17 protein-coding genes are annotated in these 18144 nt (G+C 63.0%); 10 read left to right on the forward strand and 7 right to left on the reverse strand.

The window, feature by feature from the left end; all coding sequences use genetic code 11:
• Positions 1 to 5: 5 nt before the first annotated feature.
• The 4 genes from OSW16_RS01205 to OSW16_RS01220 all read right to left on the reverse strand — a co-directional run bounded on the left by OSW16_RS01205 (position 6) and on the right by OSW16_RS01220 (position 4554).
• The gene (locus OSW16_RS01205) at positions 6 to 848 is read right to left on the reverse strand and encodes a hypothetical protein (RefSeq protein ID WP_267820124.1); all 843 of its coding nucleotides are present in this window, start codon (positions 846 to 848) and stop codon (positions 6 to 8) included.
• A gap of 78 nt (positions 849 to 926) precedes the next feature.
• Positions 927 to 3791 carry a class I adenylate cyclase gene (locus OSW16_RS01210; protein ID WP_267820126.1) on the reverse strand — a complete coding sequence of 955 codons (2865 nt, stop codon included), beginning with the start codon at positions 3789 to 3791 and terminating at the stop codon, positions 927 to 929.
• A gap of 148 nt (positions 3792 to 3939) precedes the next feature.
• Positions 3940 to 4185, reverse strand: coding sequence for a TIGR02647 family protein (locus OSW16_RS01215; protein ID WP_012312198.1), 246 nt, complete (start codon positions 4183 to 4185; stop codon positions 3940 to 3942).
• Between the two features lie 69 nt (positions 4186 to 4254).
• On the reverse strand, positions 4255 to 4554 hold the full coding sequence (locus OSW16_RS01220) for a hypothetical protein (RefSeq protein WP_267820128.1): 300 nt from the start codon (positions 4552 to 4554) through the stop codon (positions 4255 to 4257).
• Positions 4555 to 4701: 147 nt separating this feature from the next.
• On the opposite strand from OSW16_RS01220, the gene OSW16_RS01225 reads away from it, so the two are divergent.
• On the forward strand, positions 4702 to 5364 hold the full coding sequence (locus tag OSW16_RS01225; RefSeq protein ID WP_267820130.1) for a glutathione S-transferase: 663 nt from the start codon (positions 4702 to 4704) through the stop codon (positions 5362 to 5364).
• Between the two features lie 135 nt (positions 5365 to 5499).
• Here the strand turns inward: OSW16_RS01225 and argH are convergent, their stop codons facing one another.
• On the reverse strand, positions 5500 to 6894 hold the full coding sequence (argH, locus tag OSW16_RS01230; protein WP_267820132.1) for an argininosuccinate lyase: 1395 nt from the start codon (positions 6892 to 6894) through the stop codon (positions 5500 to 5502).
• Positions 6895 to 7203: 309 nt separating this feature from the next.
• Between argH and OSW16_RS01235 the strand changes: the two genes are divergently transcribed.
• The 7 genes from OSW16_RS01235 to rsd all read left to right on the forward strand — a co-directional run bounded on the left by OSW16_RS01235 (position 7204) and on the right by rsd (position 13605).
• Positions 7204 to 7953, forward strand: a complete 750-nt coding sequence (locus OSW16_RS01235; protein ID WP_267820134.1) for a LytR/AlgR family response regulator transcription factor — start codon at positions 7204 to 7206, stop codon at positions 7951 to 7953.
• A 134-nt stretch (positions 7954 to 8087) separates the two neighbouring features.
• A complete protein-coding gene (hemC, locus tag OSW16_RS01240) occupies positions 8088 to 9029 on the forward strand; it encodes a hydroxymethylbilane synthase (protein WP_267820136.1) in 942 nt (313 codons plus the stop codon).
• Positions 9026 to 9793, forward strand: a complete 768-nt coding sequence (locus tag OSW16_RS01245; RefSeq protein WP_267820138.1) for a uroporphyrinogen-III synthase — start codon at positions 9026 to 9028, stop codon at positions 9791 to 9793. Before hemC ends, OSW16_RS01245 begins: the two co-directional genes overlap by 4 nt.
• A gap of 45 nt (positions 9794 to 9838) precedes the next feature.
• Positions 9839 to 10939, forward strand: coding sequence for a uroporphyrinogen-III C-methyltransferase (locus OSW16_RS01250; protein ID WP_267820140.1), 1101 nt, complete (start codon positions 9839 to 9841; stop codon positions 10937 to 10939).
• Positions 10936 to 12174: a heme biosynthesis protein HemY gene (locus OSW16_RS01255; RefSeq protein ID WP_267820141.1), complete on the forward strand. Its 1239-nt coding sequence runs from the start codon at positions 10936 to 10938 to the stop codon at positions 12172 to 12174. Before OSW16_RS01250 ends, OSW16_RS01255 begins: the two co-directional genes overlap by 4 nt.
• Before the next feature lie 223 nt (positions 12175 to 12397).
• Positions 12398 to 12904, forward strand: coding sequence for a disulfide bond formation protein B (locus OSW16_RS01260; protein WP_267820142.1), 507 nt, complete (start codon positions 12398 to 12400; stop codon positions 12902 to 12904).
• A gap of 230 nt (positions 12905 to 13134) precedes the next feature.
• Positions 13135 to 13605: a sigma D regulator gene (gene rsd, locus OSW16_RS01265; RefSeq protein ID WP_241804999.1), complete on the forward strand. Its 471-nt coding sequence runs from the start codon at positions 13135 to 13137 to the stop codon at positions 13603 to 13605.
• Positions 13606 to 13614: 9 nt separating this feature from the next.
• On the opposite strand, the gene OSW16_RS01270 is transcribed toward rsd, so the two are convergent.
• Complete coding sequence (locus OSW16_RS01270; protein WP_267820144.1) at positions 13615 to 14280, reverse strand: FKBP-type peptidyl-prolyl cis-trans isomerase; 666 nt, start codon at positions 14278 to 14280, stop codon at positions 13615 to 13617.
• Positions 14281 to 14504: 224 nt separating this feature from the next.
• On the opposite strand from OSW16_RS01270, the gene OSW16_RS01275 reads away from it, so the two are divergent.
• Positions 14505 to 15575 carry an AlgP family protein gene (locus OSW16_RS01275; RefSeq protein ID WP_267820146.1) on the forward strand — a complete coding sequence of 357 codons (1071 nt, stop codon included), beginning with the start codon at positions 14505 to 14507 and terminating at the stop codon, positions 15573 to 15575.
• Here the strand turns inward: OSW16_RS01275 and OSW16_RS01280 are convergent.
• Positions 15551 to 16033: a TIGR02444 family protein gene (locus OSW16_RS01280; protein WP_267820148.1), complete on the reverse strand. Its 483-nt coding sequence runs from the start codon at positions 16031 to 16033 to the stop codon at positions 15551 to 15553. The two genes, OSW16_RS01275 and OSW16_RS01280, sit on opposite strands and share 25 nt — an antisense overlap.
• 50 nt (positions 16034 to 16083) lie before the next feature.
• Between OSW16_RS01280 and OSW16_RS01285 the strand changes: the two genes are divergently transcribed.
• The gene (locus tag OSW16_RS01285) at positions 16084 to 17994 is read left to right on the forward strand and encodes an ATP-binding cassette domain-containing protein (RefSeq protein WP_267820150.1); all 1911 of its coding nucleotides are present in this window, start codon (positions 16084 to 16086) and stop codon (positions 17992 to 17994) included.
• Positions 17995 to 18144: the final 150 nt, after the last annotated feature.

Raw genomic sequence — 18144 nt, forward strand, 5'->3', positions numbered from 1 at the left:
GGCTTTCAGGGCGTATTCCGCGCCCTGATAGAGCAGGCATGGATGCAGTTGTCGACGATCCTGCTGCGCAGCGACCAGTCCGTGTTGATGATGTGGAAGTTCTGGATGTAACTGTCGATACCTGTTGATTCGAACCATTCATCGACCTTGTCGCTGAAGTCGTCCGGCGAAAACCACCCTTTGTTGTATTTGGCGCACTGGATGGAACGCAGGGTGTAATCAGGTTTATAGCGTTGCGCCCGCTCGTCCATGAAGGCTTTCAGCTCTTCGGTGGACGGTGTGTTCTCACCCATCCAGCCATGTTCCACGCCTGGCCAGTGCTGCCCGCGGGCGGAGTTGTTGTACGCAATCACCACGGTCTTGCCTGGGTGTTCAATCCAGAGTTGATCCAGCGTCAGGGGGTGCAACGCCCAGGGGATGATGCGCTGGCCCAGGTGCTTCTCCAGCGTCTCCTGCAACCAGGCATGTTCCTGGTCGCTGAAGTTGTCGAACCCATGGAAGTCGAGAATGATGATTTCGCGAACGTTTGCCGGGTCTTCGTAAAAGCGGTTCAGTTCCAGGACGATGTCACCCAGTACGGTGCGCCCCGATGTACTCAGGTGGAACAGCTTGTAGCGATAGGGCGAATCGGGCGTGTGCTCGCGGTTGGCGCGCACTCGCAGATCAAGCACGCGGATGCCGCCGCGAACCTGTTCGATGCAGGAAACGTCCTGGGTCACTTCCTGGGGCGGGACGATGTTGTCCGCCTGCTTGTCCATCCCAGAGTCATGGCTGCCGGGGAGAATCAGCTGATCGATACGCAGGCGGCCTAATTCGGGCAGGGCGCCCATCCAGTTCTGCTTGTCCATGACGCACTCCAGTCATTGATTGAGTGCCCAAGGATGTTGCCGCCGTGTGCGGCCGTGCAGAGGGAAAGCGCACCGGGGTCAAGGTGCGAGCGACGCCTGCAACTGCTCCAACCCGTCGTTCAGGGCTCTTTCCAGCTCCCGCTTGTAGCGCAGGTAGAGGAGGGTCGAACCCTGTTCGTCATCGAGCAGTTCGGACAGGTCCAGGTCAGTGATGTAGCAACGATAATGCCCGGCATCGCGGCGCTGGCTCAGAATCTGCCTGGCTACCACGGTGTACAGTTCATCGCCGTGGTCCAGTTCGGAGAATTCCAGTTGGTCGCAGTAGAGCGTGACGTGCACGTCATCGCCGGTGCCGGCCTGGAGGATGGCCTGAACTTCATAGTAGGGCTGATCGTTGACGATGTCTGGCGTCGGTCGGGGCTCGATGCTGCGTGCCTTGCCCGTGCCCGAGGGCAGTAGCTGAGCATAATCGATGTACAAAGATGCCTGGTGCAGGTTATCGAGCGGCACGCGGGCGTCGTGGCGCATTACCACCGAGCGCAGAAAGCGCTGCAGGGGCAATAGCAGGTGATTCTCGTCGTGCAATGGCAGGCGTTGCTGCCATAACGCGTTGTACTCATCCAGCACATACAGGTCGGCCCAGCCCTCGAGCAGGCGGTAGAACACCTGAATGCAGCCGGGGCGGCCTTGTTCCAGCAGCAGCGAAAGGTCGTGGTCCTGCAGTGCGTTGGCATCCAGATAAAGTGGGCTGTAGGCGCTGCGTTCTTCGCTTAGGTAATCGAGCACGGCATCGTGCTCGGTCAGGGTGGCGAGGCTGACCTGGCCGGGCACCAGTTCCAGTGCGTGGGTGTACTGCGCCACCTGCAGCAGGTAGCGGTGGTTGCGGCCCTGGTCGAGCAGTAATTGTACCGTGTCGAAAATCTCCTCGACCCGCTGGCTGATGGCTTGCGCGCGGTTGTGGCAGAAGCAACGCACCCGCACGCGCGGCCGGTGGCTGCGCTGGCCGAGGCTGTTGAGGAAGTCCCGCATGCAGCGCAGCAGGGCGTGCTCGCCGTCGTAGCGCTGCACCAGCACCTCGTTCCAGCTGTTGAGGGTGACCTGATCGAGGGTCAGCACCAGGTTTTCGCGCACGCCTGCATAGCTCAGCGAGTCGGTGCGTTCGGTGGTCATCAGGATGTTCAGGTCGCGGTGGTGGCGCAGCGGGTCGACGCCAACGTTGACCAGCAGCAGGATCTCTTCGGCCACGCTGGGCTGCAGCAGTCGCACTTCGCTGACGGCCTCAAGCGGCAAGGGAATGCTTTGCTGCAGGCTGCCAAGCAGGTTGAACAGCTCGAATTCGCTCAAGTCGCTGACGCCTGGGTGCAGCGCAAAGCGCGTAGTGCTGTCGATAACGCCGTTGCGGTGGGCCCAGGTCAGCAGTTCGAGCAGCTCCCGGCAACGCTTGATCGGGCTGAAATGCTCCCACTCGTGGACGCCCAGGTTGCCGTTGTACAGGCCCCAGTGGTGGCTGCCGGGTTCCTTGCGGTTGGGTGACTGAACCAGTGTCAGGGTGTCCTCGGCGAGGTCCGGTGCGATGCCTGGGTTGATCACCTCTATCTTGCCGGCGCGCCGCTCGAAGGCTGCGTACAGGCGCCGGCCCAGTACGTTGAGGTCGCGTTGGTCGGCGCGGCTGTTGGCGTTCTGGTTTTGCGCGAACTGGCTGAGAAAGCGGTAGCTGTGGTTGAGCTCGGCGACCAGCTCGCGGCGCTCGACTGCCACCTGGCGTACCTTCCACTGACTACGGCTGTCGAGTAAGGCCAGCTGGCGCTCGTCCCAGCCCCACTCATCGGCCAGGCGCTTGAGCAACCGACGCTGCCAGCCGTTGCTGCGTGCGCGGTCCAGGCCGCTGAGCTTCTTGTTGACCTTCAGGTAAAGGCTGCGCCTTGCCAGCTCCAGCCGCCTGGTTTCACCGCGCGCTAGCAAGTAGCGTTCGATGCGCCGGTAAACCATGACATAGGGGTCAAGCGCGTCGAGGTCGAGGTGGTTGGCGAAGACCGCCTGTTTGTAGTCCAGGCTCAGGCAGCGCACGGCTGGGTGTTCGCTGGCGTAGACCTCGGTCAGCAACAGCTTGAGCAGTGACTTGTAAGGTGAGTCGATCCCTTTGAACAGCTGCCACAGGCCAGCACCGACGAACTCGCCGGCCGGGATGTGGGCCAGGTTGCCCAGGTCGAGGGCATCGGTGCTGCGGATGAAACGCTTGGACAGCAAGGTTTCGGTATAGCGGCTGTAATTGCGCTCTTCATACACCGGCACCAGCCACCAGAGCGGTGTGCGCCCGGCTAGCCAGATGGCCGTGCGGTAGAACTCGTCGAGCAGCAGGTAGTGCTGGGTGGTACCACAGTCGTCCGAGCTGAGCTGGCTGTCGCGCTGGCCTCGGGCGAAGCTTTGCGGGTCGATCAGGAAGCAATGTGCTTCGGCGCCGAGGCTGGCAGCCCAGGTTTCGAGCAACTGGCATTTGCGCCGCAGCTCTTCGAGCTGGCTGTCACCCAGGCCGGGGGCATGACAGACCCACAGGTCGATGTCGCTTTGCTCGGCCTGGGCCAGCGTGCCAAGGCTGCCCATCAGGTACAGGCCGTGTATCGGGCGGTTGGGGTTGCCCAGGCGTGTCTTGTAAGTGAACGACCGCGCCAGCCGTTGGCCCTCGGCGACCAGGTTGGCATCGGGCTCGAAGCCCGACACGCCGGCCGGTGTGCTTCCCGAAACATACCCAGGCAACAGGGGGTGGTTGACGTGAAACAGCAGCGGTAGCAGGGTCAAAACCTGTTGCTGGCGGGTCGAAAGCCCATCCATGGCGCGCTGTAGCCGGCCCGTGTTCAGCTGCAGGAACCGCGCACGCAATTTCGCCAGCACCTTGCGGTCGATGCCGTCTTCGATATCAGGGCGAATCTCGTGGGGGTGGGTCATTGCGAACTCAGGGCAGGCCGGGGGGGGAACTCTGGCGAGTTTAGCCTGAGTGATGCACTCGGATAAGCGGCAGTTGGAGTTTTGACGCCATTTTTCTCGCGCCTTTGTGTGCCCCATCCCCGGCTTGCCGGCGATGGGGCCGGGCGGGTTACGCCGGCTGGGGCGACTTGAGGATGTTCAGCAGCAGTTGCACGCTTTCGACCGCGTCATGCCCAAGGCTGGTGAGGTAACCGCCATCAGGCTGATCGGTCAATTGCTTTTCATGCAGGCGTCGAGCCGCTGCGACCAGCGCGGGTGAGGCATTGGCGTGAATCTTGATGCCTTCCTGGCTGCTGTCCAGATTGAACAGGGCAAGGACTTCCAGTTCAGCGATCAGTTCGGGGGTGAAGGACATGGCGACTCCTGACTTCCAGACGAGGATGGCGGCACCGCCAGCGGTGCCTGACCCTGGAGTGTAGTCGGGTTATTCGTCCCCGCCTTGATCTGCCTCAGGGGGTAGCTCGGGCAGGGCGCGCAGGGCGGTTTCGTACCATTGGGTGTCGAACGGGCGGTCCTCGTCGAGCATGTTGTCGATCTCGATGGCCAGCACGTGGGCCATGAGGTTGAGGATGTCTTCGCGCTCGTAGCCGACCAGGCTCAGCTTGTTGAACGTCGCCTTGGCGGCCGGCGGTTCGCCGCTTTCGATCTGGTTTTCGATGGCCTGGGTCAGCGTCGCCTCGGCGAAGGCTTCGTCGTCATTGTCGATTTCGTCGTGCTCGCTCATGGCGGTACTCCTGTGGTGGGGCGCACAGTTTGCCACGCCCGCGCCGGCAATGCCCGGTCATCGACCGGGAGCATGATGCTGGTCAGGCGCAGCCCCAGGGGCTATAACAGCCCAGCCAACCCCTTACGGCCTGGAGGCTGTTACCCCATGCTCAAGCTTCACGGATTCTCGGTCAGCAACTACTACAACATGGTCAAGCTGGCCCTGCTGGAAAAAGGCTTGCCGTTCGAAGAGGTCACCTTTTATGGCGGCCAGGCACCGCAAGCGCTGGAAGTCAGCCCGCGCGGCAAGGTGCCAGTGCTGGAAACCGAACACGGCTTCATCAGCGAGACCAGCGTGATTCTCGACTATATCGAGCAGACGCAGGGCGGCAAGGCGCTGTTGCCGGCCGATCCATTCGAACAGGCGAAAGTGCGTGAGCTGCTCAAGGAGATCGAGCTGTATATCGAACTGCCGGCGCGTACCTGCTATGCCGAGTCGTTCTTTGGGATGGAGGTCGATTCAGTGATCAAGGAGCGGGCGCGTGCGGATCTGCTGGCGGGCTTCGCCACCTTGAAGCGCAATGGCCGTTTTGCACCCTATGTGGCCGGTGAGCAACTGACCATTGCCGACCTGATGTTCTGCTTCTCGGTCGATCTGGCGTGTGCGGTAGGCAAGAAGGTGCTGGGCATCGACTTCCTCGCAGACTTCCCGCAGGCGAAGGCGTTGCTGGAGAAAATGCGCGAGAACCCGCACATGGTGAAGATTCTGGCGGACAAGGAGGCGGCAATGCCGGCCTTCATGGAGATGATCCGCAGCGGCAAGCGCTGATCTGAAGAGGGGCTGCGTTGCAGCCCAATCGCCGGCAAGCCGGCTCCTACAGGGATTGCGCACCGCTTGAGAGCGGCGCGGTCATTGTGGGAGCCGGCTTGCCGGCGAACGAGGGCAAAGCCCTCGCAATGGCGCTTAGCGCGAAGCCAGCAATGCCTTGCCGCGCACAACGGCAGCGCGCACCTGGGCAGGCGCAGTACCACCAATGTGGTTACGGGCATTCACCGAGCCTTCCAGCGTCAACACGGCGAATACGTCCTGCTCGATCTGGTCGCTGAACTGGCGCAGTTCATCCAGGCTCATCTCGGCCAGGTCCTTGCCGGTGTCAACGCCATACTTCACCGCATGGCCGACGATCTCGTGGCAATCACGGAACGGCAGGCCGCGACGCACCAGGTAGTCGGCCAGGTCGGTGGCAGTGGAGAAGCCGCGCAGCGCCGCTTCGCGCATGACCACGTGCTTGGGCTTGATGGCCGGGATCATGTCGGCGAAGGCACGCAGCGAGTCGCGCAGGGTGTCGGCGGCGTCGAACAGCGGCTCCTTGTCTTCCTGGTTGTCCTTGTTGTAGGCCAGCGGCTGGCCTTTCATCAGGGTCAGCAGGCCGGTCAGGGCGCCGAACACGCGGCCGCTCTTGCCGCGGACCAGTTCAGGTACGTCGGGGTTCTTCTTCTGCGGCATGATCGAGCTGCCAGTGCAGAAACGGTCGGGCAGATCGACGAACTGGAACTGGGCGCTGGTCCACAGCACCAGCTCTTCAGAGAAGCGCGACAGGTGCATCATCGCCACGCTGGCGGCAGCGCAAAATTCGATGGCGAAATCACGGTCCGACACGCCATCCAGCGAGTTGCCGGCCACGGCTTCGAAACCGAGTAGTTTGCAGGTCAGCTCGCGGTCGATCGGGTAGGTGGTACCGGCCAGCGCAGCGCTGCCCAGGGGCATGCGATTGGTGCGTTTGCGGCAGTCGACCAGGCGCTCGTAGTCGCGGCTGAGCATTTCGAACCAGGCCAGCAGGTGGTGGCCGAAAGTCACCGGCTGGGCGGTCTGCAGGTGGGTGAAGCCCGGCATGATGGTTTCGGCTTCGCGCTCGGCCTGTTCCAGCAGGCCCTGCTGCAAGCGGGTGATTTCGGCCAGAATCAGGTCGATCTCGTCGCGCAGCCACAGGCGGATGTCGGTGGCGACCTGGTCGTTGCGGCTACGGCCGGTGTGCAGCTTCTTGCCGGTGATGCCGATGCGGTCGGTCAGGCGTGCTTCGATGTTCATGTGCACGTCTTCGAGGTCGACGCGCCAGTCGAAATTGCCGGCCTCGATTTCAGCCTGGATGGTGTTCAGGCCGTCGATGATGGTGTCGCGCTCGGCATCGCTGAGTACACCGACCTGCGCCAGCATGGTGGCGTGGGCGATCGAACCCATGATGTCGTGGCGGTACAGGCGCTTGTCGAAATCGACCGAGGCGGTGAAGCGGGCGACGAAGGCGTCGACGGGTTCACTGAAGCGGCCGCCCCAGGACTGATTGGTCTTGTCGGTGCTCATGGATTCACTCGTTGAAGGCGTGAACGAAAAAGTGGCGGCGATAATAGCAGGGTTGGGCGTGTGGCCGAAGGACGCCGGTCGACAGAAATCGGCATAAAACCCCGCTCGATTGAGGTAAAGACGATATTCAACGATTGAACGGCAGTGTTCCACGGACCGTCTACAGTTGGACAAAGGACTGGCAGCGAATCTGCCAGCGCAGTGAATCTTTGGCCATCGTATTGGTCTAGAGCGTGACCGCAGTGTCGCTCGACCTGCAACTGTCTACGCTATACCTGTGCGAGACTCACTCAGGAATCCAGAGCAATTATGAATGTCCTGATCGTTGATGACGAATCCCTACCCCGTGAACGCTTGGCGCGGCTATTCGGGGAGCTGGAGGGGTACACCGTGCTGGAGCCCAGCGCCACCAGCGGCGAGGAGGCCCTGGCCCTGATTGAAAGCCTCAAGCCTGATGTGGTCCTGCTGGATATTCGCATGCCGGGCCTTGACGGCCTGCAGGTCGCGGCCCGCTTGTGCGAGCGCGAATCACCGCCATCGGTCGTGTTCTGCAGCGACGCCGATGACGATGAATACGGCGCAGAGGCTTTCACCGACAGCACCCTCAGCCATGTATCCAAACCGATCCATCCCCATGCTCTGCGTGATGCTTTGCGCAAAGCTGAGAAACCCAGTCGCACGCAGTTGGCGGCGCTGACCCGGCCAGGAAGTGAAGGGGGTGGCCCGCGCAGCCATATCAGCGCGCGTACGCGCAAGGGCATCGAGCTGATCCCTTTGCCCCAGGTGATCTATTTCATCGCCGACCACAAATATGTGACGCTGCGCCACGAAGCAGGCGAAGTGCTGCTCGATGAGCCACTCAAGGCCTTGGAAGATGAATTCGGCGAACGCTTCGTGCGTATCCACCGCAACGCCCTGGTAGCCCGCGAGCGCATCGAACGCCTGCAACGCACGCCGCTTGGGCATTTTCAACTGTTCCTCAAAGGCCTCAATGGTGATGCCTTGACTGTCAGCCGCCGGCATGTGGCTGGCGTACGCAAGATGATGCAGACGCTCTGAGCGCTGCAGGTGCCCCATCGCCGGCGACCTGGCGATGAGGGCGCGCATGGCCAGCCTGGTTCATGACCCACATCTGCTAGCGATACCGACGGAGCTGTTATCATCGGCGGCATTCCTAAGCATCGGGGCGTTCCATGTCCACTCGCGAAATCCGCATTGCCACCCGTAAAAGTGCCTTGGCCCTGTGGCAGGCCGAATATGTCAAAGCCCGCCTCGAACAGGCGCACCCTGGCCTTCTGGTGACGCTGGTGCCCATGGTCAGCCGCGGCGACAAACTGCTCGACGCGCCGCTGGCGAAGATTGGCGGCAAAGGCCTGTTCGTCAAGGAGCTGGAAACGGCCCTGCTGGACAATGAGGCCGACATCGCCGTGCATTCGATGAAGGATGTACCCATGGACTTCCCCGAAGGCCTGGGCCTGTACTGCATCTGCGAACGTGAAGACCCCCGCGATGCCTTCGTTTCCAACCGTTTCCCCAGCCTCGAAGCGCTGCCTGCCGGCAGCATCGTCGGCACCTCCAGCCTGCGCCGTCAGGCCCAGTTGCTGGCCCGCCGCCCTGACCTGCAAATCCGCTTCCTGCGCGGCAACGTCAACACTCGCCTGGCCAAGCTCGATGCCGGTGAGTACGACGCCATCATCCTTGCCGCGGCGGGCCTGATCCGTCTGGGCTTCGAAGACCGCATCACCGCCAGCATCAGTGTCGACGACAGCCTGCCGGCCGGTGGCCAGGGCGCGGTGGGTATCGAGTGCCGTAGCGCAGACAGCGAGATCCATGCGCTGTTGGCGCCTTTGCACCACATCGATACCGCTGACCGTGTGGTGGCCGAACGCGCGTTGAACAAGCACTTGAACGGTGGCTGCCAGGTACCGATTGCCTGCTATGCCGTGCTCGAAGGCGAGCAGCTATGGCTGCGCGGCCTGGTCGGCCAGCCCAGCGGTGGGACCCTGCTGATGGCTGAGGCGCGTGCACCGCGGGCATCCGCTGAAACCTTGGGGGTGCAGGTGGCCGAAGACCTCCTGGGCCAAGGTGCCGCCGCCATTCTCAAGGAAGTCTATGGTGAGGCCGGGCACCCGTGAGTTCGTGGCGCCTGTTGCTGACCCGTCCTGAAGAGGACTGCGCGGCGCTGGCCCAGACGCTGGCCGCGGCCGGCATTGCCAGCGAGTGCCTGCCGTTGCTGGCGATCGAGCCGGTGCAGATGGATGCTCTGCAGCGTCAGCAGCTTGCCGGCCTAGGGCAGTACCAGGCGATGATCGTGGTCAGTAAGCCGGCAGCGAGGTCGCTCCTTGCGCAGCTCGCTCAAGCAGGGTTGCAGCCGCCCCCAGCTGGTTGGTTCACCGTAGGTCAAGCCACGGCGGCGGTGTTGCAGTCTGCGGGGCTGTCGGTGGCTTTCCCTGCACAGGGTGACGACAGCGAAGCCTTGCTCACGCTCCCGGCCTTGCACCAGGCTATCAAGGGTCCCGCACCCCGTGTCCTGATCGCCCGTGGGGTAGGAGGTCGCGAACTGCTGGCCGAGCGTCTTGCAGAGCAAGGTGCTAGTGTCGATTATCTGGAACTGTATCGTCGTTGCCTGCCGGTATACCCGGCGGGCACGCTGGTGGCTCGCATCGAAGCGGAACGCCTGAACGGCGTGGTGGTCAGCAGTGGGCAGGGTCTTGAACACCTGCAACAGTTGGCCGCTGCCGATTGGCCGCGTGTGGCGCGCTTGCCCTTGTTCGTGCCGAGCCCCAGGGTCGCCGAGCAGGCCAGGGCCGCAGGGGCACAACAGATTGTGGATTGTCGTGGCGCGAGTGCCACGGCCTTGCTGGCAGCCGTGCAGCGCAGCGCTGCACCTGCCTCTTAAGGCGCTAAGCTCAGAGCGACGCGCCCCCATGCAAAGGATGGATACGTGAGCGAAACTGTCTTGTCCCACAATGATCAGCCGTCGGCGCAGGAGCCGACGCAACCCGTCACCCCGCCACCTGCCAAACGTTCCGGCACAGGCCTGGCCTTGCTGGCACTGTTAGTGGGTGCTGCCGGGGTCGCAGTGGGCGGGTGGGGTGTTTGGCAGGTGCGGCATCTGCAAGGCAATGAGCTGAGCCAACGTCAGCACCTTGAGACGCTGAGCCAGCGTGCCGCTGCTCTGCAGCAGCGCGAGCAACAGATCAGTGCCCAGTTGGCCAGCCTGCCGGCAGCCAGCGAACTGGAAGACCGCCGCCGCCTGGTGGCGCAGTTGCAGGGTGACCAGCAGCGCCTGAGCCAGCGCCTGGAAACCGTGCTTGGCGAAAGCCGCAAGGAATGGCGCCTGGCCGAGGCCGAGCACTTGTTGCGCCTGGCCACTTTGCGGCTTTCGGCCCTGCAGGACATCACCAGCGCCAAGGCCCTGGTCGAAGGCGCAGACGAAATTCTGCGCGAGCAAAGCGACCCTGGTTCCTTTGCCGCCCGCGAGCAGTTGACGCGTAGCCTGGCAACGCTCAACAGCACCCAGCAACCGGACCGTACCGGGTTGTATCTGAAACTGGCAGCCCAGCGAGAGTTGGTGCAGCACCTCAACGCCCAGTCGCCGGAGTTCGACAGCGATGCCGATGCCCTCGGTGCCTTGACCGCCGATGGCGATGTCGCCAGCCGCCTGGCGCAGTGGTGGGCGGAGATTTCCAAGTACTTCCAGATCGATTTCAACGCCGACGACAATGTACGGCCGTTGCTGGCCGGGCAGTCGCTCAACCAGTTGCGCCTGGCCTTGAGCCTGACCATCGAGCAAGCCCAGTGGGCTGCGCTCAATGGCGACGCCAAGGTCTACACCCAGGCGCTGGATGACGCGCGCAGTGTGCTGGTGGCCAATTTCGACGCTGACAATCCGCAGAGCAAGGCCATGCTCGAAAGCCTCAATGCGCTGGCCGAGCAACCGGTGTCGGTGGTTACCCCGGACCTCAGTGAAAGCCTGGCTGCGGTGCAGGCGTATATCCAGCGCCGCCACCTGCCTGCCGAGGGTGAGGGGGGCAAGCCATGAAGCGTGTGTACCTGCTGGCCGTGCTGGCGATCGTGATCGCCGCGGCACTGGGCATCGCGGTGGCCAAACACAGCGGCTACGTGCTGGTCTCCTACGGTGGCTTCCGTTACCAGTCCGGGCTGTGGGCGGCGCTCGCGGCCCTGGTTGCCGTATTTGCACTGTTGTGGCTGCTGCGCTACTTGGTCGGGCTGGTGCTGACGTCCAGTGGCGTGGTCAACCCGTGGTCGCGACGTAACCGCAGCCGTCGCATTCGCATCGCGATCGAGCAGGGCCAACTGGACCTCGCAGAGGGGCGTTGGGCCAGCGCCCAGCGCCACTTGCACCGCGCAGCCGAGGCCGAACGCCAGCCATTGCTGTATTACCTCGGTGCCGCACGGGCGGCCAATGAACAGGGGCGTACCGAAGACAGGGACAACCTGCTCGAGCGTGCACTGGAGCGTCAGCCCCAGGCGGAATTGGCGGTCGCCCTGGCCCATGCGCAATTGCAGATGGACCGTGGCGAAAGCGACGGCGCCCTGGACGCCCTGTTGGCCATGCAGGAGCGGCACCCGCACAACAACCAGGTCTTGCGCCTGTTGCAGTGCCTGTATCTGGAGCGCGGCGACTGGTCGGCGCTGATCCGCCTGTTGCCTGATTTGCGCAAGGGCAAAGTGCTGCCGGCCGAGGAGCTCGCTGCACTGGAGCAGCGTGCCTGGGGTCAGAACCTGGGGCTTGCGGCGACCCGTGGCGACGATGAGCAAAGCGCCCGTCAGTCGTTGGAGCGGGCCTGGCAACAGCTGACTGCGGCCCAGCGTCAAGAGCCCCGGTTGGTGCTGGCTTATGCCGAACAACTGCGCCAGGTTGGCGCTCAAGGCGAGGCCGAACAGGTGCTACGTGCCGCGCTCAAGCGTGATTACGAAAGTCACCTGGCGCGGCTCTATGGCCTGGTGCGCGGCGATGATCCGGCGCGCCAACTGCAAACAGCCGAGGGCTGGCTCAAGGCGCACCCACAGGACCCGAGCCTGTTGCTGACGCTTGGGCGTCTGAGCTTGCAAAACCGCCTTTGGGGCAAGGCGCGCGATTACCTGGAAAGCAGCTTGCGCATGGAACGCAACCCAGAGACCTGCGCTGAACTGGCCCGGCTGCTGGCTAGCCTGGGGGAGACCGAGCGCAGCAACCAACTGTTCCAGGAAGGCCTGGGCCTGCTCGATGAGCGTTTGTTGGCCTTGCCATTGCCGCAGGGCGTGCGCGCCTGAGAGATCCCATGAGCCCGCGCTGAGGGCGGGCTTATGGGGTGTTTGAGGCGTCTCGCGATCCCTGCGTTATTCTGTAATACCCTTCGCAAGATTTTTCCCACATTGCGATTGGAAATTTCTGCTACCCCTCAGTGACTTATCTCCCCTGTAGTGCCTTGAAACAAAGCACACCTTTCCTCTACCGTTCCAAGCCACTCAATTTGCCCCGGGACCACCACCTTTCATGTTGCCGGCCCGCTTGCGCACGTTTTTTCTACCGGCCTGCCTTGCCTCGTTGGCGGTGCTGGTCGCGTCCTTTTACCTGGAGATCACCCTCGGTCTGGTGCCTTGCCCGCTGTGCTTCAGCCAGCGGTTCCTGCTGGGCGTGTATGCCATGATCTGCCTGTGTGCGGCCGTGCATGCGTCGGGCGTTGCCGCTATGCGCCAGTACGCGCGCGCTGCCCTGGGCTGTTCCGCGGGCGGGGCCCTGCTGGCGGCCAGGCATGTCTGGATACAAGGGGAGATCGCTACGAGCCAGGAGTGCCCGGTGCCTTTCTGGCATGTACTGGAGCGCTCCTGGGGTGAAGCGGCCCGTCAACTCTTGCTTGGCGGCCCCGATTGCAGCTCGCTGACCTGGAGCTTTCTGGACCTGACCTTGCCCGAATGGAGCCTGTTGTCCTTCTTGCTGCTGGCAGTGCTGCCCTTGACTCGCCTGATGGCGTATCGTTTCCGCACGCTGGCCAACGCTTGATTGGGTGCGGCTGCGCTAGCCGGCACGACCAGTGGTGCTGCCCCAGGGTATTAAACACTTGTATGAACTTTGTCTGCTGCGTACCTTGAAGGGCAGCACGCACGGGAATAATCTCCCTGCACGCCTATCAAAAACACAACTGCTCGATGCCGTCCTGCTGATGTCACCTTTGTGCCGCACGATCGGGGTGCGAGGTGCAGCGGCATCTACCCAGAAGGGATGAGATCGCCATGCTCGATAGTTGTCAGAACGCCCAGGAACGCTGGGGTGGGGTTCACAAGCTGATCGACCGCTGGCTCAAGGAGCGAGAGGAGCTGGTTCAGGCTTTTCGTGCCTTGCGCGATGCCAAGCCGGCATTTGCGGACAAGGAAAAAAACCGAGATTTCTGCGCGGTGCTGGTCGATTATGTGTCGGCTTGGCATTTTGAAGTCAGCGAGCAATTGGTCAGTGAAGCCAAAGCTTTCGGTGACACGCGTGGCCTGGAGCTGGCCAAGCAAATCACTCCGCGCATCGATGCCATCACCGAAATCGCATCGGCCTTCAATGACCATTGCGAAAAGGGCGATTGCAAGGACCCGGACCGTTTCGCCAAGAAGCTCGGCGAGCTTGGTAGTCTGCTGCATGAACGCTTCGAGCTCGAAGACTGCCTGATCGAAGTGCTGCATACCGCGCACAAGGAAGAGGGCGCGGTCGAGGCTTGAGGGTCGGCGTCAGTCGCCGACCGCCAGCAGTTCTATCTCGAACACCAGTGGCGTATAGGGCGCGATCAGGTCACCCGCGCCCTCGGCACCGTAGGCTTGTGCCGATGGGATCACCAGGCGCCATTTCGCCCCCGTTTTCATATGTGGCAACGCCACTTGCCAGCCTTCGATGACCGAGTCCAGGCTGAACCACTGTGGCTGTTGGTTCTGATCGAATACCGTGCCGTCAGGCAACTTGCCTACATAGCGTACCTGCACCTTGCTCTTGGGGTTGGGCTGCGCGCCATTACCACTTTTCAGTTCACTGTAGAGCACGCCCTCAGGCAGCTCATGCACGCCGGCTCGTGCGCGCTCGTTGGCCATGAAGCGCGCCTCGATGCCTTGCAGTTTTTCCACTTCGGCTTGCACGGCGGTATTGTTCGCCTGTTCTTCATGCTGCTGAAGAATGGCTTGCATGCGCGCCTTGTCGAGTTTCAGCGGCTGGTTCTGGTAGGACTGGCGAAGTCCTTCAACCAAAGCCTCCAGTTGCAATCCAGGCACTTCCTCGCGCAGCCGCTCCCCCAGGCTGGCGCCCAGGCTGTAGGCCACGTCGTGATCACTGGGGGGCACCGTTTCAGGGGCGGCGAGTGCGATGGGAGCCGCCAGGCACAGGCCGATAAAAAGATAACGAGGCATGGTCAACTCCGAGCTCAAGAGCCGAGAAGTATGCCAGCCTTGTTGCATCGATTTGCGTAAATCTCGGCAACCATTTGTTGAGCAACTACACTTTCACGCAGCTGCAAGACAACAACTTTGCCCAGGCATGCAACGCGGCGCCAACGATACTGTCCACATGCCCTAGCGGCGGTAGCAGCACAAGCATAGTATTAGCCGCAATCTCGTCAGCCAGGAGGTAAACCATGTCGGCCAAGAAGAAGCCAGTAAGTACGCCGTTACACCTGCTCCAGCAACTTTCGGGCAGCTTGCTCGAACACTTGGAAGATGCTTGCTCGCAAGCGCTGGCCGATGCGGAAAAACTGCTGGCGAAGTTGGAGAAGCAGCGTGGCAAGGCTCAGGAAAAACTGCACAACGGTCGCCTGAAATTACAGGACGCGGCCAAGGCAGGTAAAACCAAGGCGCAAGGCAAAGCCCAGAAAGGCATTGGTGAACTCGAGTCGTTGCTCGACTCGCTCAAAGAGCGCCAGACGCAAACCCGTACTTATATCCAGCAACTCAAACGCGATGCCCAGGAAAGCCTGAAGCTGGCCCAGGGTGTCGGCAAGGTGCGTGAGGCTGCTGGCAAGGCCCTGGACCAACGGGCAGTTGCAGCCAAGTCGGCTAAACCAGCCGCTGCCAAAGCGCCTGCCAAAGCTGCGGCCAAACCTGCAGCAAGGTCTTCCACCAGCGCTGCGGCCAAAGCGCCTGCCAAGGCCGCTGCTGCCAAGGCGCCGTCGCGCGCTGCTGCCGCCAAGCCTGCTGCCGTAAAAACCCCGGCCAAGGCTGCGGCTAAACCTGCAGCTAAAGCTGCAGCCAAGCCAGTCACTGCCAAAGCGGCTGCAGCCAAGGCGCCATCGCGCACTGCTGCGGCCAAGCCTGCTGCCACCAAGGCCCCCGCCAAAGCCGCTGCTGACAAGCCTGCCGCCAAACCCGCCACGTCCAGAGGCACTGCAGCCAAACCGGCCGCGGCCAAGGCGCCGGCTAAAACCACTGCAGCCAAGCCTGCTGCGAAAACTGCTGCCGCCAAGCCCGCAGCCAAGCCTGCCGCGAAGGCCCCGGCCAAGGCTGCAGTCAAGCCAGCTGCCAAGGCGCCCGCCAAGCCCGCAGCCAAACCTGCGGCCAAGCCCGCCGCTGCAAAGCCGGCCACCAGCAAACCAGCTGAAGCCAAGCCAGCGGCGCCTGTGGTGACCAACTCGACAGGCACTGCCGCCCCGGCGACGTCCTCCGCCGCACCGGCAAGCACCTCGCCTCAGGCGCCGTCTTCGGCCTCCTGAAGCCCGGTGGCCGCGACACGCAGCTGAGTCAGCGAGTCGTGGCCATGGACCTGGTCGGGCGCCAGCCTGGCCAGCCAATCGTCCGCGGGTTCAGGCGAGCCCGTGGGCCATTGCCTTGCACGTGCCTCCAGGCGTTGCAGCAAGCGCTTCTCTGCCTGTAATTCCAAGCCCTTTACGTGCTCACGTAATGCCTGCAGGTGCGGGTCATGCTGCGCGGCCGCCCGCCATTGCTGGCGCAAATGGCGTAGCGGCGTCACCACTTCAGTTTGCCAAGGCTCGGCAATTGCGCGTAAAGCGTCGATTCGCCCGGCTTCTACGGCGACACCTCGGGTTTGCAGCCAGCTCGCGCACAACAGAAGGCACACATCGCCCCCCTCGGCCTGCACGCTCAGGCAAGCCGCTTCGACGCCCGGCCGGCCATACAGGGCCAGGGCGTAATTCCACAGGTCGGTGTACATGATTCCACTTACGCTCCGGGTCGAGGAAGCTGGTAGACTCCGCGACCATCATGATCAGACTATCCAACCTCACTTTACAGCGTGGTCCGCAGCGCTTGCTAGAAGGCGCCGAGATGACCCTGCACGCCGGTCACAAGGCCGGCCTGATCGGCGCCAACGGCGCCGGAAAATCCAGCCTGTTCGCCTTGCTGCGCGGTGAGCTGTCGCCTGATGCCGGCGACTGCCAACTGCCGGGTGACTGGCGCATCGCCCACATGCGTCAGGAGGTCGATACCCTCGATCGGCTGGCCGTGGACTATGTGCTCGACGGCGACGCGCGCCTGCGCAAGGTCCAGGCCGAGCTCGCTGTAGCCGAAACCGCCCACGACGGCACTGCCCTGGCACGCCTGCACAGTGAGCTGGAAAGCGCCGACGGCTATACCGCCGATGCCCGTGCGCGCAAATTGCTGGCCGGTCTTGGTTTTACCAACGAGCAGATGGACCGCCGCGTCGGCGACTTCTCCGGTGGCTGGCGGATGCGCCTGAACCTGGCCCAGGCCCTGATGTGCCCATCCGACCTGCTGCTGCTCGACGAACCGACCAACCACCTGGACCTCGATGCGATCCTGTGGCTCGAAGACTGGCTCAAGGGCTACCCGGGCACGCTGTTGCTGATTTCCCACGACCGCGACTTCCTCGACGCCGTGGTCGACCATGTGTTGCATGTCGAGCAGCGCAAGCTGAACCTGTACAAGGGTGGCTATACCGCCTTCGAGCGCACCCGTGCCGAGCGCCTGGCGCAGCAGCAGCAAGCCTACGAGAAGCAACAGGCCCAGCGTGCGCACATGGAAAAGTACATTGCCCGCTTCAAGGCCCAAGCCACCAAGGCCCGTCAGGCGCAGAGCCGGATCAAGGCCCTGGAGCGCATGGAGGAGCTGTCGGCGGCGCACGTGGATTCGCCGTTCGACTTCGTTTTCCGTGAATCGCACAAGATTTCCAGCCCGCTGCTGAGCCTTTCCGAAGGCCGTCTGGGCTACGGCGACAAGGCGGTCCTCGACAAGGTCAAGCTGCAGCTGGTGCCCGGTGCGCGCATCGGCCTGCTGGGCCCCAACGGCGCTGGCAAGTCGACCCTGATCAAGAACCTTGCCGGCGAACTGTCGCCGCTGTCGGGCCGCCTGGTGCTGGGGGAGAACCTGGCCGTCGGTTACTTCGCCCAGCATCAGTTGGACTCGCTGGACGACAAGGCCAGCCCGCTGTTGCACTTGCAGCGTATTGCGCCGGCCGAGCGCGAGCAGACCCTGCGTGATTTCCTTGGCGGTTTCGACTTCCATGGCGACCGCGTGGACGAGCCGGTGGTGAATTTCTCCGGGGGCGAAAAAGCCCGCCTGGCGCTTGCCCTGATCGCCTGGGAGCGGCCTAACCTGCTGCTGCTCGACGAGCCGACCAACCACCTGGACCTGGAAATGCGCCTGGCACTGACCATGGCGTTGCAGGAGTTCGCGGGTGCTGTGGTAGTCGTTTCCCACGACCGTCACTTGCTCAAGAGCACCACCGACGATTTCCTGCTGGTGGCCGATGGCAAGGTCGATACCTTCGATGGCGACCTGGACGACTACAGCCGCTGGCTGGTCGAGTACCGGCAGCGCAGCGCGCCGGCGAGCAACGCGCCGGTCAACCCGGACAAGACCGACAAGAAGGCCCAGCGCCAGGCCGCCGCTGCCTTGCGCCAGCAGCTGGCACCGCACAAGAAGGCTGCCGACAAGCTGGAGGCCGAACTGAACCAGGTGCATGCGCAGCTGGCCGAGGTCGAAACCGCCTTGGGCGACAGCGGCCTCTATGAGGGGGCGCGCAAGGACGAGCTGCGCGACCTGCTGGCCCGCCAGAGCAAGCTGAAGCAGCGTGAAGGCGAACTCGAGGAAGACTGGATGCAGGCCCTGGAAACGCTGGAAAGCATGCAGGCCGAGCTTGAGGCGCTGTCCTGACAGCGAGGTAGAGCTAGACCCACGCAGGGTGTGCGGCTGTCAGGCTGAGCGTTTGCAACGAGCGCATGATCGAGCGCCGCCCGCGCGGGCGGCGCTCGATGCACAACACATCCGACAAACCACGCTTTCCCTTCGCGCCCTGCAAAATTT

The organism is Pseudomonas putida (genome assembly GCF_026625125.1).
In the GTDB taxonomy this organism is placed as follows: domain Bacteria; phylum Pseudomonadota; class Gammaproteobacteria; order Pseudomonadales; family Pseudomonadaceae; genus Aquipseudomonas; species Aquipseudomonas putida_X.